20 protein-coding genes and 2 tRNA genes are annotated in these 24,263 nt (G+C 62.4%); 14 read left to right on the top strand and 8 right to left on the bottom strand.

Annotated elements, in window-relative coordinates; genetic code table 11:
- Positions 1–61 precede the first annotated feature (61 nt).
- Together GEV02_RS05880 and udk are read left to right on the top strand one after the other, a co-directional pair.
- Complete coding sequence (locus GEV02_RS05880) at positions 62–1,282, top strand: hypothetical protein (RefSeq protein WP_152837051.1); 1,221 nt, start codon at positions 62–64, stop codon at positions 1,280–1,282.
- Between the two features lie 167 nt (positions 1,283–1,449).
- Positions 1,450–2,088: a uridine kinase gene (udk, locus tag GEV02_RS05875; protein WP_152837049.1), complete on the top strand. Its 639-nt coding sequence runs from the start codon at positions 1,450–1,452 to the stop codon at positions 2,086–2,088.
- A gap of 25 nt (positions 2,089–2,113) precedes the next feature.
- Here the strand turns inward: udk and GEV02_RS05870 are convergent, their stop codons facing one another.
- Positions 2,114–4,180, bottom strand: coding sequence for a response regulator (locus tag GEV02_RS05870; RefSeq protein WP_152837047.1), 2,067 nt, complete (start codon positions 4,178–4,180; stop codon positions 2,114–2,116).
- A gap of 329 nt (positions 4,181–4,509) precedes the next feature.
- On the opposite strand from GEV02_RS05870, the gene GEV02_RS05865 reads away from it, so the two are divergent.
- Positions 4,510–5,610 carry a serine hydrolase domain-containing protein gene (locus GEV02_RS05865; RefSeq protein ID WP_152837045.1) on the top strand — a complete coding sequence of 367 codons (1,101 nt, stop codon included), beginning with the start codon at positions 4,510–4,512 and terminating at the stop codon, positions 5,608–5,610.
- Between the two features lie 301 nt (positions 5,611–5,911).
- On the opposite strand, the gene GEV02_RS05860 is transcribed toward GEV02_RS05865, so the two are convergent.
- The 3 genes from GEV02_RS05860 to acs all read right to left on the bottom strand — a co-directional run bounded on the left by GEV02_RS05860 (position 5,912) and on the right by acs (position 9,590).
- The gene (locus GEV02_RS05860; RefSeq protein WP_152837043.1) at positions 5,912–6,799 is read right to left on the bottom strand and encodes a hypothetical protein; all 888 of its coding nucleotides are present in this window, start codon (positions 6,797–6,799) and stop codon (positions 5,912–5,914) included.
- 632 nt (positions 6,800–7,431) lie between these two features.
- Positions 7,432–7,522: transfer RNA gene (locus GEV02_RS05855), tRNA-Ser, on the bottom strand.
- A 79-nt stretch (positions 7,523–7,601) separates the two neighbouring features.
- Positions 7,602–9,590, bottom strand: a complete 1,989-nt coding sequence (acs, locus tag GEV02_RS05850) for an acetate--CoA ligase (protein ID WP_152837042.1) — start codon at positions 9,588–9,590, stop codon at positions 7,602–7,604.
- A gap of 252 nt (positions 9,591–9,842) precedes the next feature.
- On the opposite strand from acs, the gene GEV02_RS05845 reads away from it, so the two are divergent.
- From GEV02_RS05845 to GEV02_RS33795, 9 genes are all read left to right on the top strand, one after another.
- Positions 9,843–10,469 carry a YqhA family protein gene (locus GEV02_RS05845; protein WP_152837040.1) on the top strand — a complete coding sequence of 209 codons (627 nt, stop codon included), beginning with the start codon at positions 9,843–9,845 and terminating at the stop codon, positions 10,467–10,469.
- Between the two features lie 26 nt (positions 10,470–10,495).
- On the top strand, positions 10,496–12,025 hold the full coding sequence (locus tag GEV02_RS05840) for a fumarate hydratase (protein ID WP_152837038.1): 1,530 nt from the start codon (positions 10,496–10,498) through the stop codon (positions 12,023–12,025).
- Positions 12,025–12,864, top strand: a complete 840-nt coding sequence (gene murI, locus GEV02_RS05835; RefSeq protein ID WP_152837036.1) for a glutamate racemase — start codon at positions 12,025–12,027, stop codon at positions 12,862–12,864. The genes GEV02_RS05840 and murI overlap by 1 nt, the downstream gene beginning before the upstream one ends.
- A 113-nt stretch (positions 12,865–12,977) precedes the next feature.
- Positions 12,978–13,053, top strand: a tRNA-His gene (locus tag GEV02_RS05830).
- Between the two features lie 187 nt (positions 13,054–13,240).
- Complete coding sequence (locus tag GEV02_RS05825; protein WP_328595734.1) at positions 13,241–13,732, top strand: sigma-70 family RNA polymerase sigma factor; 492 nt, start codon at positions 13,241–13,243, stop codon at positions 13,730–13,732.
- A complete protein-coding gene (locus GEV02_RS05820; protein ID WP_152837034.1) occupies positions 13,729–14,733 on the top strand; it encodes a FecR family protein in 1,005 nt (334 codons plus the stop codon). The genes GEV02_RS05825 and GEV02_RS05820 overlap by 4 nt, the downstream gene beginning before the upstream one ends.
- 105 nt (positions 14,734–14,838) lie before the next feature.
- Positions 14,839–17,748, top strand: coding sequence for a TonB-dependent receptor (locus GEV02_RS05815; protein ID WP_152837032.1), 2,910 nt, complete (start codon positions 14,839–14,841; stop codon positions 17,746–17,748).
- A 22-nt stretch (positions 17,749–17,770) separates the two neighbouring features.
- Entirely contained in the window at positions 17,771–18,355 is a 585-nt protein-coding gene (locus GEV02_RS05810; protein ID WP_152837030.1) for a biliverdin-producing heme oxygenase, read from the top strand.
- Positions 18,355–19,554 carry a TonB family protein gene (locus tag GEV02_RS33795; protein WP_174998987.1) on the top strand — a complete coding sequence of 400 codons (1,200 nt, stop codon included), beginning with the start codon at positions 18,355–18,357 and terminating at the stop codon, positions 19,552–19,554. The genes GEV02_RS05810 and GEV02_RS33795 overlap by 1 nt, the downstream gene beginning before the upstream one ends.
- Positions 19,555–19,574: 20 nt before the next feature.
- Here GEV02_RS33795 and GEV02_RS05790 read toward each other — a convergent pair whose 3' ends face one another.
- Both GEV02_RS05790 and GEV02_RS05785 read right to left on the bottom strand, forming a co-directional pair.
- Positions 19,575–21,086: a mechanosensitive ion channel family protein gene (locus tag GEV02_RS05790; RefSeq protein ID WP_152837028.1), complete on the bottom strand. Its 1,512-nt coding sequence runs from the start codon at positions 21,084–21,086 to the stop codon at positions 19,575–19,577.
- Between the two features lie 16 nt (positions 21,087–21,102).
- Positions 21,103–21,513, bottom strand: a complete 411-nt coding sequence (locus GEV02_RS05785) for a response regulator (protein WP_152837026.1) — start codon at positions 21,511–21,513, stop codon at positions 21,103–21,105.
- A gap of 174 nt (positions 21,514–21,687) precedes the next feature.
- Here GEV02_RS05785 and GEV02_RS05780 point away from each other — a divergent pair, with 174 nt between their 5' ends.
- Positions 21,688–22,140, top strand: a complete 453-nt coding sequence (locus GEV02_RS05780; RefSeq protein WP_152837024.1) for a hypothetical protein — start codon at positions 21,688–21,690, stop codon at positions 22,138–22,140.
- Between the two features lie 125 nt (positions 22,141–22,265).
- Entirely contained in the window at positions 22,266–22,391 is a 126-nt protein-coding gene (locus GEV02_RS33525; RefSeq protein WP_268878618.1) for a hypothetical protein, read from the top strand.
- Positions 22,392–22,398: 7 nt separating this feature from the next.
- Here the strand turns inward: GEV02_RS33525 and tssA are convergent, their stop codons facing one another.
- Both tssA and GEV02_RS05770 read right to left on the bottom strand, forming a co-directional pair.
- Positions 22,399–23,607, bottom strand: a complete 1,209-nt coding sequence (gene tssA, locus GEV02_RS05775) for a type VI secretion system protein TssA (protein ID WP_152837022.1) — start codon at positions 23,605–23,607, stop codon at positions 22,399–22,401.
- Between the two features lie 12 nt (positions 23,608–23,619).
- Complete coding sequence (locus GEV02_RS05770) at positions 23,620–24,255, bottom strand: formyltransferase family protein (RefSeq protein WP_152837020.1); 636 nt, start codon at positions 24,253–24,255, stop codon at positions 23,620–23,622.
- Positions 24,256–24,263: the final 8 nt, after the last annotated feature.

Here is a 24,263-nt window from a genome sequence, read left to right as displayed (position 1 = left end):
ATCAAACAGTTAATTGCACATTAACCAATGTTTATCAACTTCTATTGCGAGTGGAAACCCAATGAAAATTTCCCGTTACACAGTACTCTTCGCTGCGATTGCCGCGACGTCGGTCGCCCATGGCCAAAATGCCATGACCATCGAGCAACTAGCGAAATCGACGGCATGCTCAGCCCCCGTTTTTATTACCGACTCCGGAAAAGAAGGCATGTTCGTCAAGTCTTCGGATTCTTCTGACCAACTAAACGGAGGCACTACGCTTCAGTGCAACGGAACAAATTATTTGTACAAGCGGGTCTACGACAATGCCATCAATGCCAGATGGTTCGGCTTGTCCGTCGATGCGCCGGACAACTCCGCTGCCGTACAGAATGCCATCAACGCGGCGCGAAACGGCCAGGAAGTACTGATTCCGGAGGGTACTTATCGCTTTCTAAATTCCATCACCTTGCGTGACGGAACCTACATCCACCTGACGGCGCGCGGAACATTATCTTTTGGTGCACGGGATGGCATTATCGTCGAAGGTCGTTTCGGACACGTTGTTGAACTGACGCGACTGCTCGGCAGGCCTTGGGAAGACCATCCAACGTACGGCTATGTGGGGTCGGGCATAACCTTGGTGAACGCGCAATTCGCGAAGGTTAGTGTTAACTGGATTGACGGTTTTCAAAACGCGATCAAGTTGACGGCCAAAGGAAGAAACGGCACGCAATACAATAAAATCGACTTTGATGGGTTGAGACAAAATGACGTCGGAATATTGCTGACGACCGAGAGCGATGTCCCGAAAAACTGGGTAACCGAAAATACCTTCACTGGCGGAAAAATCACCGGCGTCACTGGTGTTCTGTCCGCGCCAGGCGCAGGTGCGGACCCGTTTAATGGCAACAAATTTTACAATGTAGGATTCGAAGGCATTACCACTGCTGTCGACGCGACTGGCTTCTCGCGCAACATATTCATAGCACCGCGAGTGATGGGAGCGGAAGGTGTGCTTAACGGTTTCAAGTTCAGCGCAGATTCAATTAATAACACGATTATTACCACCGCACTTTATGAAGCTGCATTTGTATCGAACGGAATATCTGGTAATGCTGGTGGCAACACCTTGGTATTAGGTACGCTGTCGACACCAAGCGGACGCACATCAGGCGTGTTAAGCGTTGCAGATGACAAGGGCCGCTTCCTTGGCGTGATTCGGGACAAGAACACCGAAACTATCAAAGAAAGCAAATCCCGCATACTGTCGCTCGATAAGCAGACTGACGTCTCGAATTAATAACTAACTTGCAACGCCTATCAGAGTCTTGAGCGACAGCGCAAATTCGCGTGCAACAAGCGGCTTCCCCTGGGGAGCCGCTCAACAAGCGTCACAGAACCGCCGAATGCCTCATTTTGGATCAGCCAGTCTCTGTCAGTTCGGCCGCGGTTCCGGTATCATTCGGCATGAATACGATTTCCTTCCAACCGTTTATTATTGGCGTCGCAGGCGGTAGCGGCAGTGGCAAGTCCACGGTGTCCCAGCAAGTGCTAGCTGCGTTTGGCGCAGATATGGTCTCGGTAGTGATGCAGGACGATTACTACCACGACCAAACCCATCTCTCCCCTGAGGTCCGTCCCCAGCAGAATTACGACCATCCGCAGGCTTTCGAATGGTCGTTGCTGGTGCAGCATGTCCAGGCCTTGCGCAATGGCGAATCGATCGAGATGCCCGAGTACGACTTCACGATCCACAACCGCTCCAACCGGACCATTCCGGTCAAGCCTGCCCCGGTCATCGTGATCGAAGGCCTGTTTGCCCTGTATGACGCGGACTTGTGCGACATGATGTCGCTGAAGATTTTTGTCGATACGGCTTCGGATATCCGCTTCATCCGCCGGATGCAACGCGATATTACCGAACGCGGCCGCTCGGTGGAAAGCGTCGTCAGCCAGTATCTGGAAACGGTGCGTCCGATGCATAAACAGTTCATCGAGCCGACCAAGCGCAACGCCGATATCATTATTCCGCATGGCGCCAATGGTCCGGCGGTCGATATGATTACCACCAAGGTGGCCAGCGTTATCGAGCAGTTGAAGCCGTAACCAGCCCGATGGGCCGTCAAGCGGCTCAATCATCAGCGGAACAGGCGGTGGTTTGCATGACGTGCTGCGTCACCTGTTCCAACAAATCTTTCAGCTGTGCGACCATGGAGAGCGCGCCCTCCACCTCGCTGGCAGCCTCCCCCGGCGCAAGCCGCTCCAGATCCTCGCACAAATCGGCCATGCGGAAAGCTCCGACACTACGCGCCGCCGATTTGATGCGGTGCCCCAGGTCGCGCACCGTCTGCACCTCGCCGCGCGCCAGCGCGGCGTCCATGTCGCGCACACCCTCCTGCGAACTGAGCAGGAATTTATAGGCAAATTTGCGCAGCTTCTGCGGGTCGTCACCGAGCAGCGTGGCCAGCACCGACAAGTCCATCACGGCCGGGCCGCCGCCGATGCCGGACTTGACGGCTGGCTCCGGCAGCTGCGGCCGCCGCGCATCTGCCGGCGACGCGCGCTGAGGCAGCCAATTGGCGACGGTCTGGTACATCAAGGCCGGATGCACAGGCTTCGAAATGAAATCGTTCATGCCGGCATCGATGCAGCGCATCCGGGCTTCGGTGGTGGCGGTGGCCGTCATCGCCAACACCGGTATATGGGTCAGTTGCGGATCGGCGCGGATGCGGCGGGTCGCTTCCAGTCCATCCATGAGCGGCATTTGCAAGTCCATCAAGACGCAGTCGAAATCGCGCTGGCGCAGCAACTCCAGCGCGTCGACGCCATTATTGGCGAGGCACACCGTGGTGCCCACCTCTTCCAGCATTTCCTGCGCAATTTGTTGATTGAACAGATTGTCCTCGACCAGCAAAATGCGGGCCGCACTCAGCGCCGCCATCATGGCGGACGTGCGCGCGCTGGCCAGCAGCTCGCCGGCAGCGTCGCCAATCTGGTTGATGAGCGCGGACATGGTCTTGTACGATACGCCCAGCTGGGCCGTGAACCAGAACGTGCTGCCGACCCCGGGCTGGCTGTCGACGCCGACCTCGCCGCCCATCAGCTGGGTCAGCTCCTTGCAGATTGCCAGGCCGAGGCCGGTGCCGCCGTATTCCCGCGTGGTCGATGTGTCGGCCTGCTGGAACGAGACAAATAATTTGTCCATCTCCGCTTGGCTCAGGCCTATGCCCTGGTCGCTCACTTCGAAACGCACCAGGCAATCGTTGGCGTCGCCGAGGACCTTGCGCACGCGGATCTCTATCCGGCCCTGCTCGCTGAATTTGATGGCGTTGTTGGCGTAGTTGATGAGCACCTGTCCCAGCCGCAGCGGATCGCCCACCAGCACCGGCGGCAGGCTGGGGTCGAGGTCGAACACCAGTTCCAGGTTGCGGGTGGCCGCCTTCGGCGCTACGACCGTGGTCAGCGTTTGCACCACCTGGTCGAGCGAAAAATCGATGTGCTGGATCTCCATCTTGCCAGCTTCGATCTTGGAAATGTCGAGTATGTCGTCGATGATGCCCAGCACGTGTTCGCCGGCGAAACGGATTTTTTCCAGGTAGTCGCGCTGGCGCGGGTCCAGTTCGGTCTTCAACGCCAGGTAGGCCATGCCGATGACGCAGTTCAGCGGCGTGCGGATTTCGTGGCTCATATTGGACAGGAACTGGCCTTTGGCCATGCTCGCTGCCTCGGCTTGCTGCTTGGCCTGCTGCAGCTCTTTGTTCTTGGCTTCCAGCTGTTCTTCGTAGTGCCGTTCGGAGGTGACGTCGTGGTAGATGGTGACGAAACCACTCACCTTGCCGTCTAGGCCGTAGATCGGGCGGCCTATGATGTTCAGCAGCACGCCGTCCATCCGGGCTCGGGTGAAATTGTGGGGCTGGAACTGCAGGCACAGCGCTACACGGGCGGCTACCAGTTCGTCGATGTCGCCCGGCCCATAGTCCCCGCGCAAGGCGATGCAACGGAATACGTCGGCCATGGTGACGCCGGGGTGCATCACTTCGACCTGAAACCCTTGCAGTTGGCAAAAGGCGGGGTTCCAGAATCGGATGGTCAGGTCACAGTCTACGATGGTCACACCTACCGGCATGTATTCCAGTGCAGCTGCCAACCTGGGGAAATTTAACCTGATGAACTCGTCACTTTGAACTGTTAATTCCATAGGTCGATCATCCAGCAGTGCCAAACAAGATAGCTTCCCGGGATTCGGGGCCTTGTACCTGGCCCTTACCTAAAGGCCGGACATCTCACTTGCATCTTCGATCATCGCGACGTTCGCTTTTAGTCGCTTGCGGACCAGGGGAAATCGCTATTCAATCTTACTACACGTGGCGCATCCATTGTCTGAGCAAGGCGCGAGGGTCAGATATCGGCAACGTGCCAGTTGTGCTTTTCGGCAGTCCAGGGGCGATTTCAGGCAGTTTGTCGCTTTTGCCCGCTAGCGCCGCACGGCCGGCTTTACCATTTGCCTGACTTACAACAGGAGGCAATATGCAACGCAAGGTTCTCGCGGCATCCATACTTTTCTTCAGCAGCGCGCTGGCCCAGGCCCAGGCCACCAGCCCGGAACTCCAGCGCATGCTGTCCGGCGCACTCAAGGACCGCAGCGTACCGGCCATGGGCGTACTCGTCATCCGCGACGGGCAGCCGCAGGCGCAGGCCGTCGACGGCGTCCGCGCCAAGGGCAGCGCGGAGCACGCCAGCCTGCAGGACAGCTGGCATATCGGCTCCGATGCCAAGGCCATGACGGCCACGCTGGTGGCGCGGCTGGTGGAACAAGGCAAGTTGTCGTGGGACGCGCCGCTGAAGGACATGCTGCCGCTGCTCGGCATGCGCGCCGAATATGCCGACGTCACGCTGGCCGACCTGCTGTCGCACCGCGCTGGCCTGCCGCCCAACAGCGACGAAAAACTGATCGAGGCCACCCGCAAGGACGCACGCCCGCTGCCTGTGCTGCGCATGGAGTACGCCCAGCGTGCCTTGTCCGAAGCCCCGATAGGCGCGATCCGCAGCGACGCGCGTTATTCGAACAGCGGCTTCATGATCGCCGCCGCGATCGCGGAGCATGCCACCGGCAAGGCGTTCGAGGAACTGATGCAGGAACAGGTGTTCGAGCCGCTCGGCATGCGGGTCGATACCGGGCAGGCGCAACGGGGACAGCTGCTGGGACATAAAAAGGGCAAGCCGCTGGCCGGCCCAGGTTCCGACATCCCGCCCTTCTTCGCGCCAGCCGGCGCCACGGTCAGACTGTCGATGGCCGATTGGTCAAAGTTCCTGGTCGATCAGATGGCCGGCGAACGCGGGCACGGTAAGCTGCTGTCGCAGGCCGGCTATACCCATCTGCACACGCCGCAGGGCGACTCCAATTCGGCGCTGGGCTGGGGCGTTAAAACCAACTGGCCGGCGCAGGCGCCGATCCGCATGCTGATGCACGCGGGCTCCAATGGCTACTGGAACGCGCTGGTGGCGCTGGCGCCGGACCGTCAGGATGGCGTGCTGGTGGTGGCCAACGCCGGTGAAGGCACGGGAGCCGAGCAGCAGCAAATGAAGTTGGTGATGACGCTGATGTCCACCATCGCTAAGGGGCAGTAGGATGGCATAGGCTCTGCCGTCTGGCTAGACGCGAGGGTTGTAGGCGAGTTGCCGGCCGCGCGAGGTGGGGGGGGGTTCCGGCATCGCGCCAAGGCTTGGAGGGGATTTTGCGCTGCGCGCTGCGCCTTCGGCGCGCCACCGCGCAGCGGTGGCAATCGGACGATTCGGAGAGGCTCGCCCCGGTAGGGGCGATGCTACTAGGCAGCCCCATGAACAAGTGCGCAGTAATTCTACCCACATAGAAAAATCTACGAGACTTGGAGCCCCTCTCAGTCGAACCGCCCCCCCTCATCCAACCATGTCATGATCCATCGTCGCCATACTTTAAAAGCATCTGATATAAATATCCTTCTTTCTTAGTAGTTAAATCCCTTAATTCAATATCAATATTCCACATCTTCTCAAATACTTCACAATCAATGTAATCGAGAGCTTCACCCACTATTATTCGATAAACTGGCATACTAGCCAGCGCAAACAACTGAATTCGCACTTCCAGAAAATCTGTTCCCCTTATATTTATCCAGTCAGCCTCGTAGACAATTGAGTGCTCAGACTTGGGACCAAAGCCAGACTGTCCACCGACAAAAAATTCTCCCTGAGCACGATCCCCATATAAAATAAATTCTCTTAGTAGAGGTCGAAATGGTATTCCACTATGAATTGCAAATCCGTGCGCTATTTTAGCTAAGAGCCTCATAAATGGAACAAGTTTAAGCTCCCCTGTAGCGACGTATTCTGAAGGGTAGCGTCTCTTAAATTCTTCGTGTTTTTCTGGATCAAAAACAGAAGTAATGAACTGCAAGTTCATCTCGCCGGTCCTTAAGGTTGGGCGATCGCACGATAATATTGACGGTTCTGGAAGAGCAACTAATGTTAAAAATCCGGGATTATGCTCCAACGGCACCTTTACTTTCACCTCCTCAGAGTCTGATTTTATCAAGGTTAGTGGCAGCGGATCCTTACTGTTCGAACTTGACCTGAGACCAAGAAATTTTCTGGGAGACCAGAATATTCCTTTAGACATGGGATTCTCTATCCCATCATTTATGATTTTTTGACATTTATAACAACAGGATTTTTTTATGTAAGAAATCCCCCCAAGCCACTGGGAAATATGATGTTCATCAGTGGTTCCTGCATCTCCACAATAGATACAAAATCCAGTGTAACTTGTTTCAACATTCATTATCCCTCCGTGAGAACTTAAAAATAGAACATCTTTAAATATTTCAACATAGGTAATAACCTTCCACTCCCGTCATTCTTTATTTTATTCTAAATCACACTGATGATGGCTCGGTGATTGTTCCCTATGAGGCGAGAATTCAAATAGTCGAAACTACGCCAAGAGTTACGCCCAAGAATTTGATCGCCTAACTCGCAGTGAAAGCCAATCCACCGCAATACGGTCGCGAAAAATCACGATATCGTTGACGGTCAGGAGAAGTCATTCATGGAACGCATCGAACGCCGCAGCAGGCCTGAACGCACCCGCGACACCATCGTCAACGGCGGCATCGTCATGATGGCCATCGACGGCCGCGAGGTGGGGTCAGTTCCGGCCGCGAAGTGGGGTCAGCGCGAGGTGGGGGTGGTTCCGGCATCGTGCCAAGTGCTTGGAGGGAATAGTGGGCTGTGCGCTGCGCCTTCGGCGCGCCACCGCGCAGCGGTGGCAATCGGACGATTCGGAGAGGCTCGCCCCGGTAGGGGCGATGCCTTCGAATCCCCCCCGCACGCCCCGCAGGGGGCGTGCTTCTCTCCGCTAAGGATGCAAAAACAAAAAGGCCACCCGAGGGTGGCCTTTTGTTTTTGTATCCTTGGCGGAGAGAGGGGGATTCGAACCCCCGATAGGCTATGAACCTATACACGCTTTCCAGGCGTGCGACTTCAACCACTCATCCACCTCTCCTGCATCACTTCTTCCCCTTTCGGAGAAGCCGCGAATTATAGCAAAGATTCCCAAGAGTACAAAGTTTATTTCCCGCCCCTTAGGAAGCTTCCTTCAACTGCTCCAGAATCGCCGGATTCTCCAACGTGGACACATCCTGCGTAATCACCTCACCTTTGGCCAATACCCGCAGCAAGCGACGCATGATCTTGCCCGACCGCGTCTTCGGCAAATTATCCCCAAAACGAATCTCCTTCGGCTTGGCAATCGGCCCAATCTCCTTGGCCACCCAATTGCGCAACTCCAACGCCAGCTTCTTGGCCTCTTCCCCAGTCGGACGCGCCTGCTTCAGCACGACGAACGCACAGATCGATTCACCCGTCGTATCGTCCGGCTTGCCCACCACCGCAGCCTCGGCCACCAGTGGATTGGCCACCAGCGCCGATTCGATCTCCATCGTGCCCATGCGGTGCCCCGACACGTTCAGCACATCGTCAATCCGTCCGGTGATGGTGAAGTAACCCGTATCCTTGTTGCGAATCGCGCCATCGCCAGCCAGATACATCTTGCCGCCCAACTCCTCAGGGAAGTAGCTCGACTTGAACCGGTCCGGATTGTTCCAGATGGTGCGGATCATCGAAGGCCACGGACGCTTGACGACCAGGATGCCGCCCTGCCCGTTCGGCACATCCACACCAGCCTCGTCCACGATGGCGGCCATGATGCCCGGCAGCGGCAAGGTGCACGAACCCGGCACCATCGGCGTCGCGCCCGGCAGCGGGGTAATCATGTGGCCGCCGGTCTCGGTCTGCCAGAAGGTGTCGACGATAGGACATTTCTCGCCGCCCACCTGCGTGTAGTACCACATCCATGCTTCCGGATTGATCGGCTCGCCCACCGTGCCCAGCAAACGCAGCGACGTCAGGTCGTAATTTTTCGGATGCACTTTCGCATCCACATCCGACGCTTTGATCAGCGAACGGATCGCGGTCGGCGCGGTGTAGAAGATGCTGACCTTGTGCTTGGCGATGGTGTCCCAGAAGCGGCCGGCGTTCGGGAAAGTTGGCACGCCTTCGAATACCACTTGCGTTGCACCCACCGCCGTCGGGCCGTAGGCGATGTAGCTGTGGCCCGTCACCCAGCCGATGTCGGCCGTGCACCAGTACACGTCGTCAGGCTTGATGTCGAAAGACCACTTCATCGTCAGCGCGGCCCACAGCAGGTAGCCGCCGCTGGAATGCTGCACGCCCTTCGGCGTGCCGGTCGAGCCGGAGGTGTACAGGATGAACAGCGGATGCTCGGCATCCACCCACTCCGGCTCGCACTCGGCCGACTGGTTGGCGACCAGCTCGTGCAGCCACAGGTCGCGGCCTTCCTGGAAGTTGATGTTGCCACCGGTACGCTTGTAGACGATCACGTCCTTGATGGTGTCGCAGCCGCCCAGCGCCAGCGCTTCGTCGACGATGGCTTTCAGCGGCAGCTGTTTGCCGCCGCGCAGTTGCTCGTCGGCGGTGATGACGGCCACAGCGCCGGCGTCGATGATGCGCTCCTGCAGCGATTTGGCGGAGAAGCCGCCGAACACCACCGAGTGCGTGGCGCCGATGCGCGCGCAAGCCTGCATGGCGGCGACGCCTTCCACCGACATCGACATGTAGATGATGACGCGGTCGCCCTTCTTGATGCCGCGCGATTTCAGGCCGTTGGCGAATTTGCAGACCTTCTCATGCAATTCCTTGTAGCTGACGTTGACGGACTTGCCGTCGTCCGCTTCGAAGATGATGGCGGTCTTGTCGGCGTTGCCGTTCTGCAGATTGCGGTCCAGGCAGTTGTACGAGACGTTCAGGTGGCCGTCTTCGAACCATTTGTAGAACGGCGCGTTGTCTTCGTTGAGGACTTTGGTGAACGGCTTTTGCCACACCAGGTTTTCCTTCGCCAGACGCGACCAGAAACCTTCATAGTCGGCCGCCGCTTCGGCGCACAGGGCGTTGTAGGCGTCCATGCCGGCCACGGTGGCCTGTGCTACAAACGCCGCCGGTGGCGTAAAGACGCGGGATTCCTGTGGACCTTGTTGGGTAGTTGTGCTGCTCATGCGTGTCTCCAGAGGTTGTAATCGTTTGCTATAAACATAAACTTCGTCGCTTACTGAGCCCTTACAGATTGATAGTCCCCGGCGGAGGATGTGGCGCTCTATGTAATTTTACCAATATTTCATCAACCATATGTAGTAGCCAACGGCTGCGATGTAGGAGGAATGTAGTAGCCGTCGGCTGCGATTGCTGGACGGCACGTGTAAAATATCGGCATTCCGTTAGTCTGCACCAATTCAAGGAGTTCCGCCCTAATGACCAAGCCACAACCGAAGCTGCGACCGCTACCCGCCTTTATCTTCATGACGCGATGGCTGCAGTTGCCGCTGTACCTGGGCTTGATCCTGGCACAGTGCGTCTACGTGTTCCATTTCTGGGTCGAGCTGAAAGACCTGATCGGCGCCATCATGGGCAACGAAGCCTCCTTGCAGCACATCCTCGCAGCCGTGGCCGTGCACGCCCCTACGCCCGAAGCGGTGGCCGCCGCAGCAGCAGCCCACGCGGCGCCGGCCAAGCTGACCGAAACCACCATCATGCTGGTCGTGCTGGGCCTGATCGACGTGGTCATGATTTCCAATCTGCTGGTGATGGTCATCATCGGCGGCTACGAGACCTTTATCTCGCGCATGAATCTCGACACGCATCCGGACCAGCCGGAATGGCTGTCGCACGTGAACGCTTCCGTGCTGAAGACCAAGCTGGCGATGGCCATCATCGGCATCTCGTCCATCCATTTGCTGAAAACCTTTATCAACGCCAGCGTCTACGATGAGAAGACGCTGATCGCCCAAACCGGCATCCACGTGGTCTTCCTGCTGTCGGCGCTGGCGATCTCGTACACCGACCGCATCACCACGCTGACCCACAACGAATCCCATTAATATCCCATTCACCACGCGAGAACATCATGACCATCATAAAGCAAGAAGACCTGATTGAATCCGTTGCCGCCGCGCTCCAGTACATCAGCTACTACCACCCTGCCGACTACATCGAGCACCTGGCCCGCGCCTACGAGCACGAGCAAAGCCCGGCCGCCAAGGACGCGATCGCGCAGATCCTGACCAACTCGCGCATGTGCGCGGAAGGCAAGCGTCCGATCTGCCAGGACACCGGCATCGTCAACGTCTTCCTGAAGATCGGCATGGGCGTGCGCTTTGAAGGCTTCAGCGGCACCGTCACCGACGCCGTCAACGAAGGCGTGCGCCGCGCCTACAACTACGACGACAACAAGCTGCGCGCGTCGATCGTGGCCGACCCGCACTTCGATCGCAAGAACACCAAGGACAACACGCCGGCCGTGGTCCACATGGAACTGGTCGAAGGCAACACCGTCGACGTCAAGGTCGCAGCCAAAGGCGGCGGCTCGGAAAACAAATCCAAAATGGTCATGATGAATCCTTCCGATTCGCTGATCGACTGGGTACTGAAAACCGTGCCAACCATGGGCGCCGGCTGGTGCCCGCCAGGCATGCTGGGCATCGGCATCGGCGGCACCGCCGAGAAGGCGATGCTGATGGCGAAGGAAGTGCTGATGGAAGACATCGACATGTACGAGCTCAAGCAGCGCGGCCCGCAGAACAAGCTGGAAGAGCTGCGTATCGAACTGTGCGACCGCATCAATGCGCTGGGCATCGGCGCTCAAGGCCTGGGCGGCCTGACCACCGTGCTGGACGTGAAGATCATGACCTACCCGACCCACGCCGCGTCGAAGCCGGTCGCGATGATCCCGAACTGCGCCGCCACCCGCCACGGCCACTTCGTGCTGGACGGTTCCGGTCCTGCCTACATGACCCCGCCTCCACTGTCGACCTGGCCTGATGTCAGCTGGGCGCCGGACACCGAGAAGTCCAAGCGCGTCGACCTGAACACGCTGACCAAGGAAGAAGTCGCTTCGTGGAAGCCGGGCCAGACCCTGCTGCTGAACGGCAAAATGCTGACCGGCCGCGACGCCGCGCACAAGCGCATCCAGGACATGCTGGCCAAGGGCGAGGAACTGCCGGTGGACTTCAAGAACCGCGTGATCTACTACGTCGGCCCGGTCGATCCGGTGCGCGATGAGGTGGTAGGCCCGGCCGGCCCGACCACCGCCACCCGCATGGACAAGTTCACCGACATGATGCTGGAAAAAACCGGCCTGATCGCGATGATCGGCAAGGCCGAGCGCGGTCCTGTCGCCATCGAGTCGATCCAGAAGCACAAGTCGGCCTACCTGATGGCGGTCGGCGGCTCGGCCTACCTGGTGTCGAAGGCAATCAAGGGCGCCAAGGTACTGGGCTTTGCCGATATGGGCATGGAAGCGATCTATGAGTTCGACGTGGTGGATATGCCTGTCACCGTGGCAGTCGATGCCGCCGGTACTTCGGTGCATGAAACCGGTCCGAAGGAATGGAAAGCCAAAATCGAACAGCTGAACGTTCCGGTCCTTACCGCCTGATGATAGTCGCCCGCACTCCCGGTGCTCCTATCGGCGTCTACGATTCCGGCGTGGGCGGGCTGTCGGTGCTGCGTCACATCCGCGCGCAGCTGCCGGCCGAGGACTTGATCTACTTCGCCGATTCGGGCCATGCGCCCTACGGCGAGAAGACCGAGCAGTACGTGGTCGACCGCGCGCTGCTGGTCGCCGCCTTCCTGCTGGAGCGCGGCATCAAGGCGCTGGTGGTCGCATGCAACACCGCGACCGTGGCCGCCATCAAGGCGGTGCGGGCGCGCTATCCAGATCTGCCCGTGGTGGGCGTCGAGCCCGGCCTGAAGCCGGCCGCCGCCATCACCCGCTCCGGCAAGGTCGGCGTGCTGGCGACGGCGCGCACGCTCAAGGGCGAAAAATTCCTGCAACTGCGCGAGCAGATCAGCGCCACCACGCGGGCCGAGTTCCTGCTGCAGCCTTGCATCGGCCTGGTCGACCAGATCGAACTGGGCGACCTGGAAACACCGGCCATCGCCGCGCTGCTGGAGCAATACGTGGCGCCGCTGCTGGAACAGGGCGCGGACACGCTGGTGCTGGGCTGCACCCACTACCCCTTCGTCCAGAAGGGCATAGAACATGTGCTGCGCGAGCACGGCCATCCGGACGTGACGCTGATCGACACCGGCGACGCCGTAGCGCGGCAACTGGTGCGCCTGCTGGACGCCGGCGGCCTGCTGCATCCGGCACCGGCCGCCGGCGAGGCATCCGCCTCCCTGCGCGGCTACACGACGGCGGACGTCAGCGCGCTGGCGCCGGCCTTCGCCAATCTGCTGGGCCTGCATCCGCCGGTGGAAAAGGTTGATGTTTGAGCAAGTTCGGATTTTTTGAAGAATCTTTGCATTTAGATTTGCAGGATTCAAAACTGGCTTGTATAATTCGGCACCTGTCTACGAAACAGTAGACAAAGCGAAGTAAATCAGTGGTGGCTGTAGCTCAGTTGGTAGAGTCCAGGATTGTGATTCCTGTTGTCGTGGGTTCGAGCCCCATCAGCCACCCCACTGTTTGAACGTTGAAAAAATAGCCGCCCTAGCGGCTTTTTTTTCGTCTGCACCTTCAGTCACCTCCCCTCCCCTTCCGCATCGCCCATCTCAGCCCCTCCCTCAAGTCAACATCGTAAATGCGAATGATTCTTGTTATTATTCGTACGGATTGCTATCATGCCTCCTTTTGACAGGACGCGACGCGGTGCTCGAACGCTATTACCAGGAACTGCTGCGCTTGATGGCGCGCGCCACCGGCTGCCGCGACAAGGCGCAGGACGTGGTGCAGGAAGCCTATGCGCGCGTGCTGGCCGTCGGCCGCGCCGGCAATGCGGCCGAGCCTGGCAGCCGGGAGCGCGCCCTGCTCTACGTGACGGCGCGTAACATCGTCATCGACCAGCAGCGCCAGAGCATGGCGCGTCGCTACGAGGACATCGCCCTGCACGAGCCGCTCGCCTCGCGCGCCGACGAACCCGAACAACGACTGGCCGACAGGCAGCACATGGAACATTTGCTTGCGATCATAGAAAACCTGCCGCCACGCTGCCGGCAAGCCTTCACCCTCTACAAATTCGACGGCCTGAGCCATATCGAGATCGCCGCGCAGATGGGCATCTCGGTCAACATGGTGGAAAAGCACATCATCAGGGCGATGGTCGCCTGCAAACAGGCGATCGCGACGGAGGTGCGCGCATGAGCCTGCACCGCACCTCCAACAGCGAGGACATCGACATCGCCGCAGCCCAGTGGCTGCTGCGCCGCGACGCCGGCCTGACGCCGGCCGAACAGACCGAGCTGGAGCAATGGCTGGCCGGCGACACCGCCCACGCGCTGGCCTGGCAGCAGATGTGCCGCACCGACCAGTTGCTGGCCAGCCTGCCGGCCGCCCGCGTCGCGGAACTACGGCGCAACGACGCCGCGCCCGCCGCCGCCGCCTCACGCTGGGCCGGCGTGGCGCATTGGCTGCGCGGCTGCGTCGACGCCGTGCCACGCGGCGCGGTCGCGGCCTGCGTGCTGCTGCTGTGCGGCCTGCTTGGCTACCGCCACCTGATGGAACCCGACTACGCCCAGACCTTCAGCACGGCGCGTGGCGAAATCAGCGTGCAGCGCCTGCCCGACGGCAGCACCATCGAGCTGGACACGTCGACCGAGCTGCAAGTGGCGCTCTACGCCGACCGCCGCGAAGTCCACCTGCTGCGCGGCCAGGCGATGTTCCACGTCCAGCCCGACGCACAGCGTCCCTTCCACGTCGACGCAGGCCCAGCCCGCGTCACGGTGCTGGGCACGCATTTCTCCGTGCGCCACACCGGCGGCCAGGTCAACGTCGCCGTGCAGCAAGGCAAAGTCTCGGTGGCGGGACCAGGCCGCAGCACAACGGCGCCGGCGCTGCTGGCCGGCGACGGTCTGATCCTGGCGGAAAACGGCGCGGCCACGCCGCTCAGCGTGGCGCCCGCCGCCGTGGGCAGCTGGCGCCAGCGCCGCGTCAACTTCGACGACACCACGCTGGCCGATGCGCTGGCCGAGTTCGACCGCTACGCCGACAGCGGCCTGAGCATCGTCGATCCCGCCGTGGCCCAGTTGCGCCTGAGCGGCAGCTTCGACGTCGGCAACCCCGCCCAGTTCGCCGCCGCGCTGCCGCTGGCCCTGCCGGTGCGGGTGGTCGGCAACGGCAGCGTGCGCCGCATCGTGGCGCGCTGAGCCGGCGCGCCGGCCGGTCAACTTTATTTCATTGCGGACGTCAGGGTAAATGAGACTCATTCGTTTTAACTATGAGCGACACCTTCATCACCATAGGAAACAACGATGCCTTCATTGATACGCCGCAAGTCTTCTCCCCTGCTTCTGCTGCTAGCCCTGGCCTTCGCCGCGCCCTCCCCATCCCAGGCGGCGCCGGCCGCCGGCACCGAATTCAACATCGCCGCCCAGCCGCTGGGCCGCGCCCTCAACGAACTGGCGCGCCAGGCCGGCATGTCGCTGCTGGCCGACGCCAGGCTGACCCAGGGCCGCACCAGCCCGCAACTGAAGGGCAGCTTCAGCGTCGCCGAAGCGCTGCGCCAACTGCTCGCCGGCAGCGGCCTGCGCGCCGACATCCGCAGCGACGGCAGCATCATCCTGTCGGCGGCGCCGCAGGCGGCGGCCGGCGCGGTGCAGATCGGCACGCTCAGTGTGCACGGCCAGGCCGGTGGCAGCGCCTGGCCGTCGGATGGCGACACCGACCCGGCCGACCTGCCCTACACGCTATCGTCGTCGGCCGCCCACATCGGCCGCGAGCAGATCGAACGCTTTCGCGGCACCTCGCCGGCCGACATGTTCAAGGCCACCGCAGGCGTCCAGGTTGGCGACAGCCGCAACAGCGGCGCCGTCGACATCAACGTACGCGGCCTGCAGGGACAGGGCCGCGTGCCGGTGCTGATCGACGGCAGCCTGCAATCGTCGACCGTCTACCGGGGCTACGCCGGCATCGCCGACCGCAGCTACATCGATCCTGACCTGATCAGCGACGTGCGCATCGACAAGGGACCGAACCTGTCGGCCCAGGGCGCCGGCGCCATCGGCGGCATGGTCAGCATGCAGACCCTGCGTCCGGAAGACGTGCTGCTGCCGGGCGCGCGCAGCGGCGTGCGCCTGCGCGGCGGCCTGCAGAGCAACAGCGTCAGCGCTCCCGGCGATTTCTCGGCCACGCCGCGGCGCGACCGCAACGGCCTGCTCGACGCGCACAGCGGCTACGGCAGCGTGGCCGCCGCTACCAGCCAGGACGACTACGATCTGGTGGCCGCTTACAGCCGCCGCCACATCGGCAACTACTTCGCCGGCACCAAGGGTTACAACCGCTACCAGATGCTCGACGAATGGGGCGACGACAGCGGCGTGACCCAGTTCTTCAAGGCCGGCGACGAAGTGCTCAACACTTCCAACACCACCACCTCGATGCTGCTGAAGGGCGTGCTGCGCCTGCCGCGCGCGCAGACGCTGGAACTGGGCTACCGCTACTTCGACAGCGCCTTCGGCGAAGTAATGCCGTCGCAAATCTACCGCAACAGCACCGGCTACATCCCGCAGTGGAACACCAGCCAGGTGCGCACCGACGCCTGGACCGCGCGCTACGGCTGGAAGCCTGCCGGCCAGTCGCTGCTCGACCTGAAGGCCAATCTGTGGCTGACCGATATGCACAGCGCCGCCCGCAACGGCGACATCTTCCACAACCCGCTGGAAGGCAAGCCCAATCCCGGCGACCATGAATGCCAGGACTGCGTCGAGAGCCTGTACCTGGCCAAGACCCAGGCGCGCCGCGTCGGCGCCGACCTCAGCAACACCAGCCAGCTGGACACCCGTTTCGGCCCGCTGCGGCTGAACTACGGCCTGTCGCTGCAAAACGAAAACATCGGCCCCGGCAAGGACGTCAAGATCATCGACGACGATATCAACCACAACCGCACCCAGCGCAACGGCAAGCGCCACGAGGAAAGCGCCTTCCTCGCCTTGCAGTGGCGGCCGCTCGACTGGCTGACCGTCGACGCGGGCGGACGCTACCAGCGCTACGGCACCCGCGACCGCAACCGCATGGCCGAGCAGCTGCATGATCCGCGCGGCTGGCAGTGGGTCAACCTGTACGACAAGGCCGGCGACAACATCGGCAGCGTCAAGTGGTACCAGGACGACGCCGGCAAGTTCAGCGCCGCCACCAATCCCATGCTGACCGGCGTGGGCATGGTCGAGAACTACGGCAAGCCGCCGGTGCCGATCGATGTATCGCAGGTCGACTACGCGCAACCCAACGACTACGTCTACCACGACGACATTCCCGGCGCGTTCAAATACAGCGAACCGTTGCAGCGCAAGGACCACGGCTTCTCGCCCTCGTTCGGCCTGACGGCGCGGCTGTCCGACAGCGTCAGCGTCTACCTGCGCGCCGCGCGCGGCCTGCGCATGCCCAGCCTGTACGAATCGACGCTGGGCTTCTCGGCCACCTATTTTTCGCCGCTCAAGCCCGAGCGCAGCGACAACCGCGAGATCGGCCTGAACCTGGTGCGCGACGGCGTCTGGAGCGACAGCGACAAGCTGCGCGTCAAGCTGGCCTACTTCGACAACATCACGCGCGACTACATCACGCGGCGCCAGATCGCCGGCCTGCCGGCCTGGGCGCAGAACTTCTCGATGGCCAACACCGACAGCTACCAGGTGTCCGGCTTCGAGCTGCAATCGAGCTACGACCGGGGCCGGATGTTCGGCGAACTATCGGCCACCTACAACCGCAAGACGCTGATCTGCGACGCCGCCACCGCCGCCTACCTGCGCACCAAGGGCAGCTTCCTGCCGCGCATGAAGGAGACGCCGGACTGCTCGCCAATCGGCTTCACCACCTCCTATGTGAGCAACCACATCCAGCCCAAGCTGAGCATGAACGTCACGCTGGGCGCCCGCCTGCTGGACAACAAGCTGACCTTCGGCACGCGCCTGAGCCACGTCGGCTCGCCGCTGGCCACCGAGGATCCGGACGCGCAGTGGCAAAGTTCGGCCGGCACGGCAACCCAGGTGCTGACGCGCGCCTACACGCTGGTCGACCTGTTCGCCAGCTACAAGCTCGCTGACAACACCACGCTGGACCTGGGCGTCGACAACGCGACCGACCGCTACTACCTCGATCCGCTCACCCTCAGCCTGATGCCGGGGCCAGGCCGCACCGTGCGCCTGTCGCTGGGCGTCAAATTCTAAGCCATCCATCAAAGGAATTCCCATGCACCCTAACGATCTTCCCCTGAGCCGCAGCCAGCGCCTGAAAGCGCGCACCACCGCGACACATCAACAACTGGACGACGGCATCATGGCCAGCGCGCCCTTCTCCAGCAAGGAAAACTACGCGCGCTTCCTGCAGGCGCAATATAGCTTCCTGCGCGACGTCGACGCGCTGTACGAGCACGCCGGCCTGGCCGCGCTGCTGCCGCAGCTCGACGAGCGGCGCCGCTACGCCGCCATCGCCGCCGACCTGGACGACCTGGGCGCGGCGCTGCCGGCCGACGGCCCGGAAGCGCCGCTGGACATCAACGTCGACCTGGCCACGGCGCTGGGCTGGTTGTACGTGACTGAGGGCTCCAAGCTGGGCGGCACGATCCTGTACAAGCTGGCCGGCAAGCTGGGCCTGGACGGCCGGTTCGGCGCGCGCCACCTGGCCGCCCATCCGGACGGCGCGGCGCAGCACTGGCGCCAGTTCACGGCCGCGCTCGACAGCGTCAGCCTCGATGCGGAACAGGAGGCGCGCGTGGTCGCCGGCGCCGAGGCGGCATTCATGCGCATGCACGGCCACGTCGGCCGCACGCTCTGATGATGCAACCGCCGGCAACGCAGGAAGCGCCGGACGGCGGCGCCGACAAGCCGGCCGCGCGCCTGCTGCGCTGGGGCTACATGGCGCTCGGCATGCTGATGGTGGCCCTGGGCGTGATCGGTGCGCTGCTGCCGGTGATGCCCACCACGATCTTCCTGATCCTGGCGTTGGCCTGCTTCAGCCGCGCCTCGCCACGGCTGGAGCAGCGCTTGTTGCAGCACCCGCGCTACGGCGCATCACTGCGCCAGTGGCGCGAGCACCGCGCCGTGTCGCGACGCGGCAAGCGCATGGCCTGCCTGGGCATCGCGATCGGATTCGTCGCGATGTGCCTGGGCCGTCCGCCGCTGGCGGTGGTGGTGCTGGTCGGGCTGTCCGAGCTGATGCTGGTGGTGTACCTGCTGCGCCGTCCCGAGGGGCCGCCCGCAGCTCTGGCCGAGCCGGCCATCCCGACCATCCCGGCCGGCGCCGCCGCACGCACGGACGCCCGCGCCACCTCGCGGCCGCTCGCCGCGGCGGCCATCGTCGCCGTCCACGGCGCGCTGCTGGCGTGGATACTGTACGGCCACGCACAAGCCCCGCAGCGCGCCACCATCGTGCCGCAGGCCGAGCGCAATGTAATGCTGCTCTACCTGCCTGCCGCCGCCCCGCCCAAGCCGGTGGAGCAGCGCCAGGCCGAGCGCGTCAGCCCGGACTCCGCGCCGAAAGAAAAACCCCAGCTGCCGCCGCGCGAAACGCCGTCGCCGCAAGCGCCCGCAGCACAAGCCGCCACGCCCGTGCCCGTGGTTGCCGAGGCCCCGCCAGCCGCTGCGCCGGTCAGCAGCACGCCGCGCAGCGTGGCGCCATCCAGCGCCGCGACCCAGGCCGCAGCGCCGCCATCGCCCGCGCTGCCGCCCGCGCCGCAGGAAGTACTCAGCGGCGCATCGAGCTGGGAGGGCAAGGTGCTGGCGCGCATGGAACGCTTCCGCCGCTATCCGGCCGCCGCGCGCGCGCGTGGCGATCAGGGCGTGGTGACCTTGCGCTGCCGCGTCAATCGCGAAGGCCAGGTGCTGTCGGCCGCCATCGAGCGCAGCTCCGGCGTTCCGGCGCTGGACCAGGCCGCGCTGGAGACGCTGCAACGCGCCGCGCCGCTGCCGCGCGTGCCTGAAGAACGCCCCGCCCCGCTCGACCTGTCCATCCCGGTGCAGTTCAGCGTCGGCTAACCAACCGGCCTGCACACACCTCAGTGCAGCCTGAAGAACCGTCGTATGCCTTCCAGATAGGTGGCTTGCTGCGCCTGCTCAGGCTCGGCATGGTCGGTGCGGATGGCGTTCAGTACCTGGTTGCGGTCGCTGAGCACATGGGCGAATTGGTCGGCCAGCTCGGGGCGTTCCTGCAGGATGGAGGCAAAGTTTTCCTTGTCCAGCCGATAGCACAGCACATCGGTCTTGGCGGTGACGGTGGCGCCGCGCGGCGCGCCGGTCAGCAGGCCGATCTCGCCGAACACATCGCCGGCCTTGAGCGTCGCGCAGTAGACGCGCTCCTGCCCCTCGACTTCGAACCACACGTCGGCCTCGCCGCCGACCAGCAGATACAGCCAATGCGCCACCGCGCCTTGCCGGGTGATGATGTCGTCCTTGACGAAGGGCGTGTTGCGCAGCGCCTTGGCGAGCTTGGCCAGCTCCTCTTCGGTGAGGCCGGAAAACAGCGCCACCTTGGCCAGGGCCTGCTTGCGCACGTCCATTTCCGCCGCCAGCCGGGCGCTTGAACGCCGCTCGGTATCCGTGTTCAGGCGGATGTCCATGCACGGATGGGCCAGCGACATGCTCTGCCGCTGCAAGGCGCTGTAGAAATGGATGCGTACCGCGGAATCGGTGCCGTCGTCGTGCGCCGGATTGGTGAGCCAGTAGCGCACCGCATACTGTATCAAGCCTTCGCGGTAATCGGTGACGATGCATTCGGGCGGCCTCTCCGACGAGATATGCGCGATATGGGTCTGGCGCAGCGCCGCCTGGACGGTGGCGATGACTTGCTGCGGCGGCACCCCATCCTCGATCCAGAAATTCACCCAGCGCCGGAACTCCGGCTTGCTCTCGCGGCTGTACACATCCACTTTCGATTTCATCAGCACGCTGTTGGGAATGACGATCAGGCTGCCGTTGTTGGTGCGCACGGCCGTATGGCGCCAATGGACTTCCACCACTTTGCCGCGCACGTCGTCGACCTTGATCCAGTCGCCGATGCGCACCGAATTGTCGAGCTGTAGCGCGAGTCCGCCCAGGATATTGCCCAGCGTTTCCTGCATCGAAAAGGCGACCACGCCAGTGATGACCGCCGAGGTGGTCACCAGGCCGCTCAGGTCCAGGCCGGCCACGCGCAGCCACACCAGGCCCCAGACGATGTAGGTGAGCACCAGCAGGATGTCTTCCATGATGCGCGGCGGGTGCATGCGCAGCGCCGGCAGCAGCACGCGGAACGCGGTCAGGCCGAGGATGCGTATCAGCAGCAGGCCGAAGCCGAGCATGGACGCGCTTTCGAACAGGCCGGCGGCCTGGCGCTGCTCCATGTTAATCATGAGCTTGCTGGAGAGGCTGAGTATCAGGCACAAGCCGCCGAACAGCAGATTGTTGCGGAACAGATGAGGACTATCCGGATCGGAGCGGGTCAGCAGCAGCTGCATCACGCTGCAGAAGAGGACGGCGGCAACCAGACCGGCATGCCATGGATTGATCCACGGGCCATCTATCGTCAGCATCCAGGCTCCTCATCCATCAGGCCGGACCGGCGGTCGCGCGGGCGGCGCGCATTTTGGCGACGACGTGGTTGAGCGTATCCATCACCGCGCCCGGCGTGAAGGGCTTGACGATATAGCCCTTGGCGCCGTTGCGCAGCGATTGCTCGACCGTGCTGCGGTCGGCGCTGGCGGTGACCATCAGCACGGCCGCCTGCGGCTGCTTCTGGCCTATCCATTCCAGCAGGCTCAGGCCGTCGCCGTCCGGCATCACCACGTCCAGGCAAACGATGTCCGCCTTTTGCGAACGCAGCCGCAGCTTGGCCGATTCGGCCGTCCCGGCATCGCCCACCACGTCGAATTGCTCGCCCTGTATGATGACGCGCAACAAGTCGCGCGTCATTTCATTGTCATCGACGATAAACACCCGCAATCGCTGCTGAGATGCCATGCCTTCCTCCGATCGAGACCGTCACCGATAAACTATAGCGCAGTTTGCCTCCGGCATCACCGGTTACAAAATTTTCGCGTAGCTGTTGCCTAATGGAACTAGATTGGCGCTACAATGATCGACGCTGCATCCGCATGCAGCGCCAGCCCAACCCCACGAAGAATACATCCAGCCATGTCCCAAGAGAGAACACCCCTGCACGAAGTCAGCACCTACAGCAAGGACACGCCGGTCGGTTGTCCCGACATCAACGGCCGCGCCGCCGTGTTCGTGCCGACCCCGATGTTTGATGTGAACGCCTCCACCACGATCCGCAAAGGCGCCGGCATCGTCGGCTACGGCAACCCGGACGGTTCGCTGACGGTCTACTTCGAAGCCAACCGCTTCGACGAAAGCAGTCTGCACAAGTGGGAAAACAAGGCCCGCAAAGCCTACGACCGCATGGTGGCCGGCGCGCCGACCGTGTCCAAGGCCAAGATGGACCCGAAGATGGTCGAACAGATCGGCTACATCGACGGCTCCGGCATCCAGCTCAAGCAGCCGGAAAGCCTGCAGCACTGGCTGGAAGTGTCGAACGCCACCGACACCGCGCCGGCCGACGCCATCATCGTCTGGAAAACCAAGTAAATATTGGCAAAAAGATAGAGACGGGCGTTTGTCCTACAAAGCGCCGGACATTCGGCTGATGTCCGTCCGACATCTCCTGGGCTATTCTGGCTACATCGGAAGTCCCACACACTCAGGAGTTTGTCATGACACGCTATCTCCATTTCGCCTTCGGCGCGTTGCTGCTCAGCCTGGCTGGCGCATCGACCTACGTGTTGTGCTCGGAAAACGTCCTGCAAGACCAGACCACCTCGCTGTACCAGCTGCGCTAGGCCGGCGTCACTCGCGCAGCCCCAGCATATTCACCAGACGGTTCAGATCCCCCTCCTCCCGGATAATCTCCGCCATCAGCTCGGGCAGCGGCATGCGCCCCCAGTTGACGGCGCGGCGCAGCAGGTAAGGCGTCGGGCTGTGCGGTTCCACCAGACTTAAATAATCGGCAATCGCGCCCAGCGCCGCGTAGGCTTCGTCGCGGTTCTTCCAGCCGGACAGGGCCGCCGCCGGCGGCGCCAGCCCGGCCGCCAGGCCGATCACTTCCTCGCCGCCTTGCGGCTCTTCGGGCGTCGTCATTTCTTCTTCCCTTTCCTCGGGAACCAGCTGTTGCAGCACGCGCTCCACCGCCACCAGCGTTCCCTTCAGTTTAGACAGATTCGGCGCCTGCCCGCCCAGTTGCAGGTCGACAAAGGCCAACATGGTTTCCAGGCAATTCAGGCAGCGCTGCACCACCTGCAGGCGGGTGGACAGCTCGCGGCCGAGCCGCTGCCGGGCGTAAGCGATCACTTCGATGCGGGTCAGCGGCGCCTCGCCGTCGGCGTGCGGCTCGCCCGGCTGGCCGGCCAGCTCGCGCGCCGTCATCCGCTCCCAGTCGAACAGGCTCTGCGCCGGCGGCTTGCGGCCGTTGATCTTCAGGATAGGCATCTGCACCCGCATCGTCATCGAGAACGAGGCGTTCAGCCATTCCAGCGGCGCGATGCGGGCGTCGGCGTCGCCGTCCTGGATGGCCGGATGCAGCGGCTCCCAGAATTGCCGCAGCAACTGGTCCACCAGGCTCAGGCCGCGATACAGGCCGTCGATGCCGTACTGCATGGTCCACGCCTCCAGCAGCCAGACGGCGATCTGCAAATCCTTGGAGCGGCTCGACAGCATGGCCTTGCAGCGGTTTTCGATCAGCGGCCAGTCGGCCTTCTTCAGCGGCCGCTCCCACTGCCCCATCGGCAGGCTGGGGTCGTCCTCCTCGCGCGCCAGCCGGATCTCGGTGAAGATCGGATCGTAGCGCAGCGCCGGCCCGCAGGGCTGCGGCCCGGACAGCGGCGCCAGCAGCAATGCCAGTTCCTGCTGGTGCTCCAGGTTCATCAGGGACAGCGGTATCGGCAGGCTCGGTGCGTTCATAGGGGCGGTCGGGGTAGCAAAACGGGGTGGTCGGTCATCGGAAATCAGCAGGCGCGCCTTGTCGACCAGGTTGCGTAGATTGTTTTTGATGGTCGCCATGCGCCATTCCGCCTACGGTAGCATCTTGCCGAGTTCGCGCGCAAAAAACTTGGCCGCCACCGGCGAGGTCAGCTTGTGCAAGTCCACCACCGAAGCGCCGGCCGGCACATAGATTTTTTCCGACAGCGCCAGCAGGCGGCCGGTGTCGAAGCCCTCGTCGATCTGGTGCATGGCGATCACCACGTGGTCGGAGCCGTTGTCCAGCAAGGCCTGGAAGGGATTGGGGCCGGCGTAGTGCGAGGGCCAGCCGTCGTCGATGCACGGATGCAGGTTGTAGAACCCCTTGGCCGGCAGCTCGAACAGCCGGGCGTCGATGCGCTGGCCGAAGGTGGCGGTGATGCACAGGTCCGGCTTCCACTGCTGCTCGAACAGCTGGTAGAACTCGTCGGTCTTGACGCGGCCCTTGTACGGCGCCAGGCCGTGCGACAGCGCCAGCCGCTCCACCATCACTTCCTCCTCCGGGCTGTGCGGATAGGCCCAGACCCGGCGCGCGCGGCTGACATGGTCCGAGCCGACATCGTCGGTGGCCACGCCGACCACGCGCACGCGCTGCGCCAGCGGCCCTTTGAGCAGCTCGCTGAGCACGTGGAAGCCGCGATGGAAGCTGCCGAACACGGCAACGCGCATGAGAGGAGGCAGGGATGACATGGCGAGAC

This window comes from Rugamonas aquatica (genome assembly GCF_009380215.1).
Classification (GTDB): domain Bacteria; phylum Pseudomonadota; class Gammaproteobacteria; order Burkholderiales; family Burkholderiaceae_D; genus Rugamonas; species Rugamonas aquatica_B.
The sequence above is the reverse complement of the archived record's forward strand: the minus strand, read 5'-3'. Positions and strand labels throughout refer to the sequence as shown.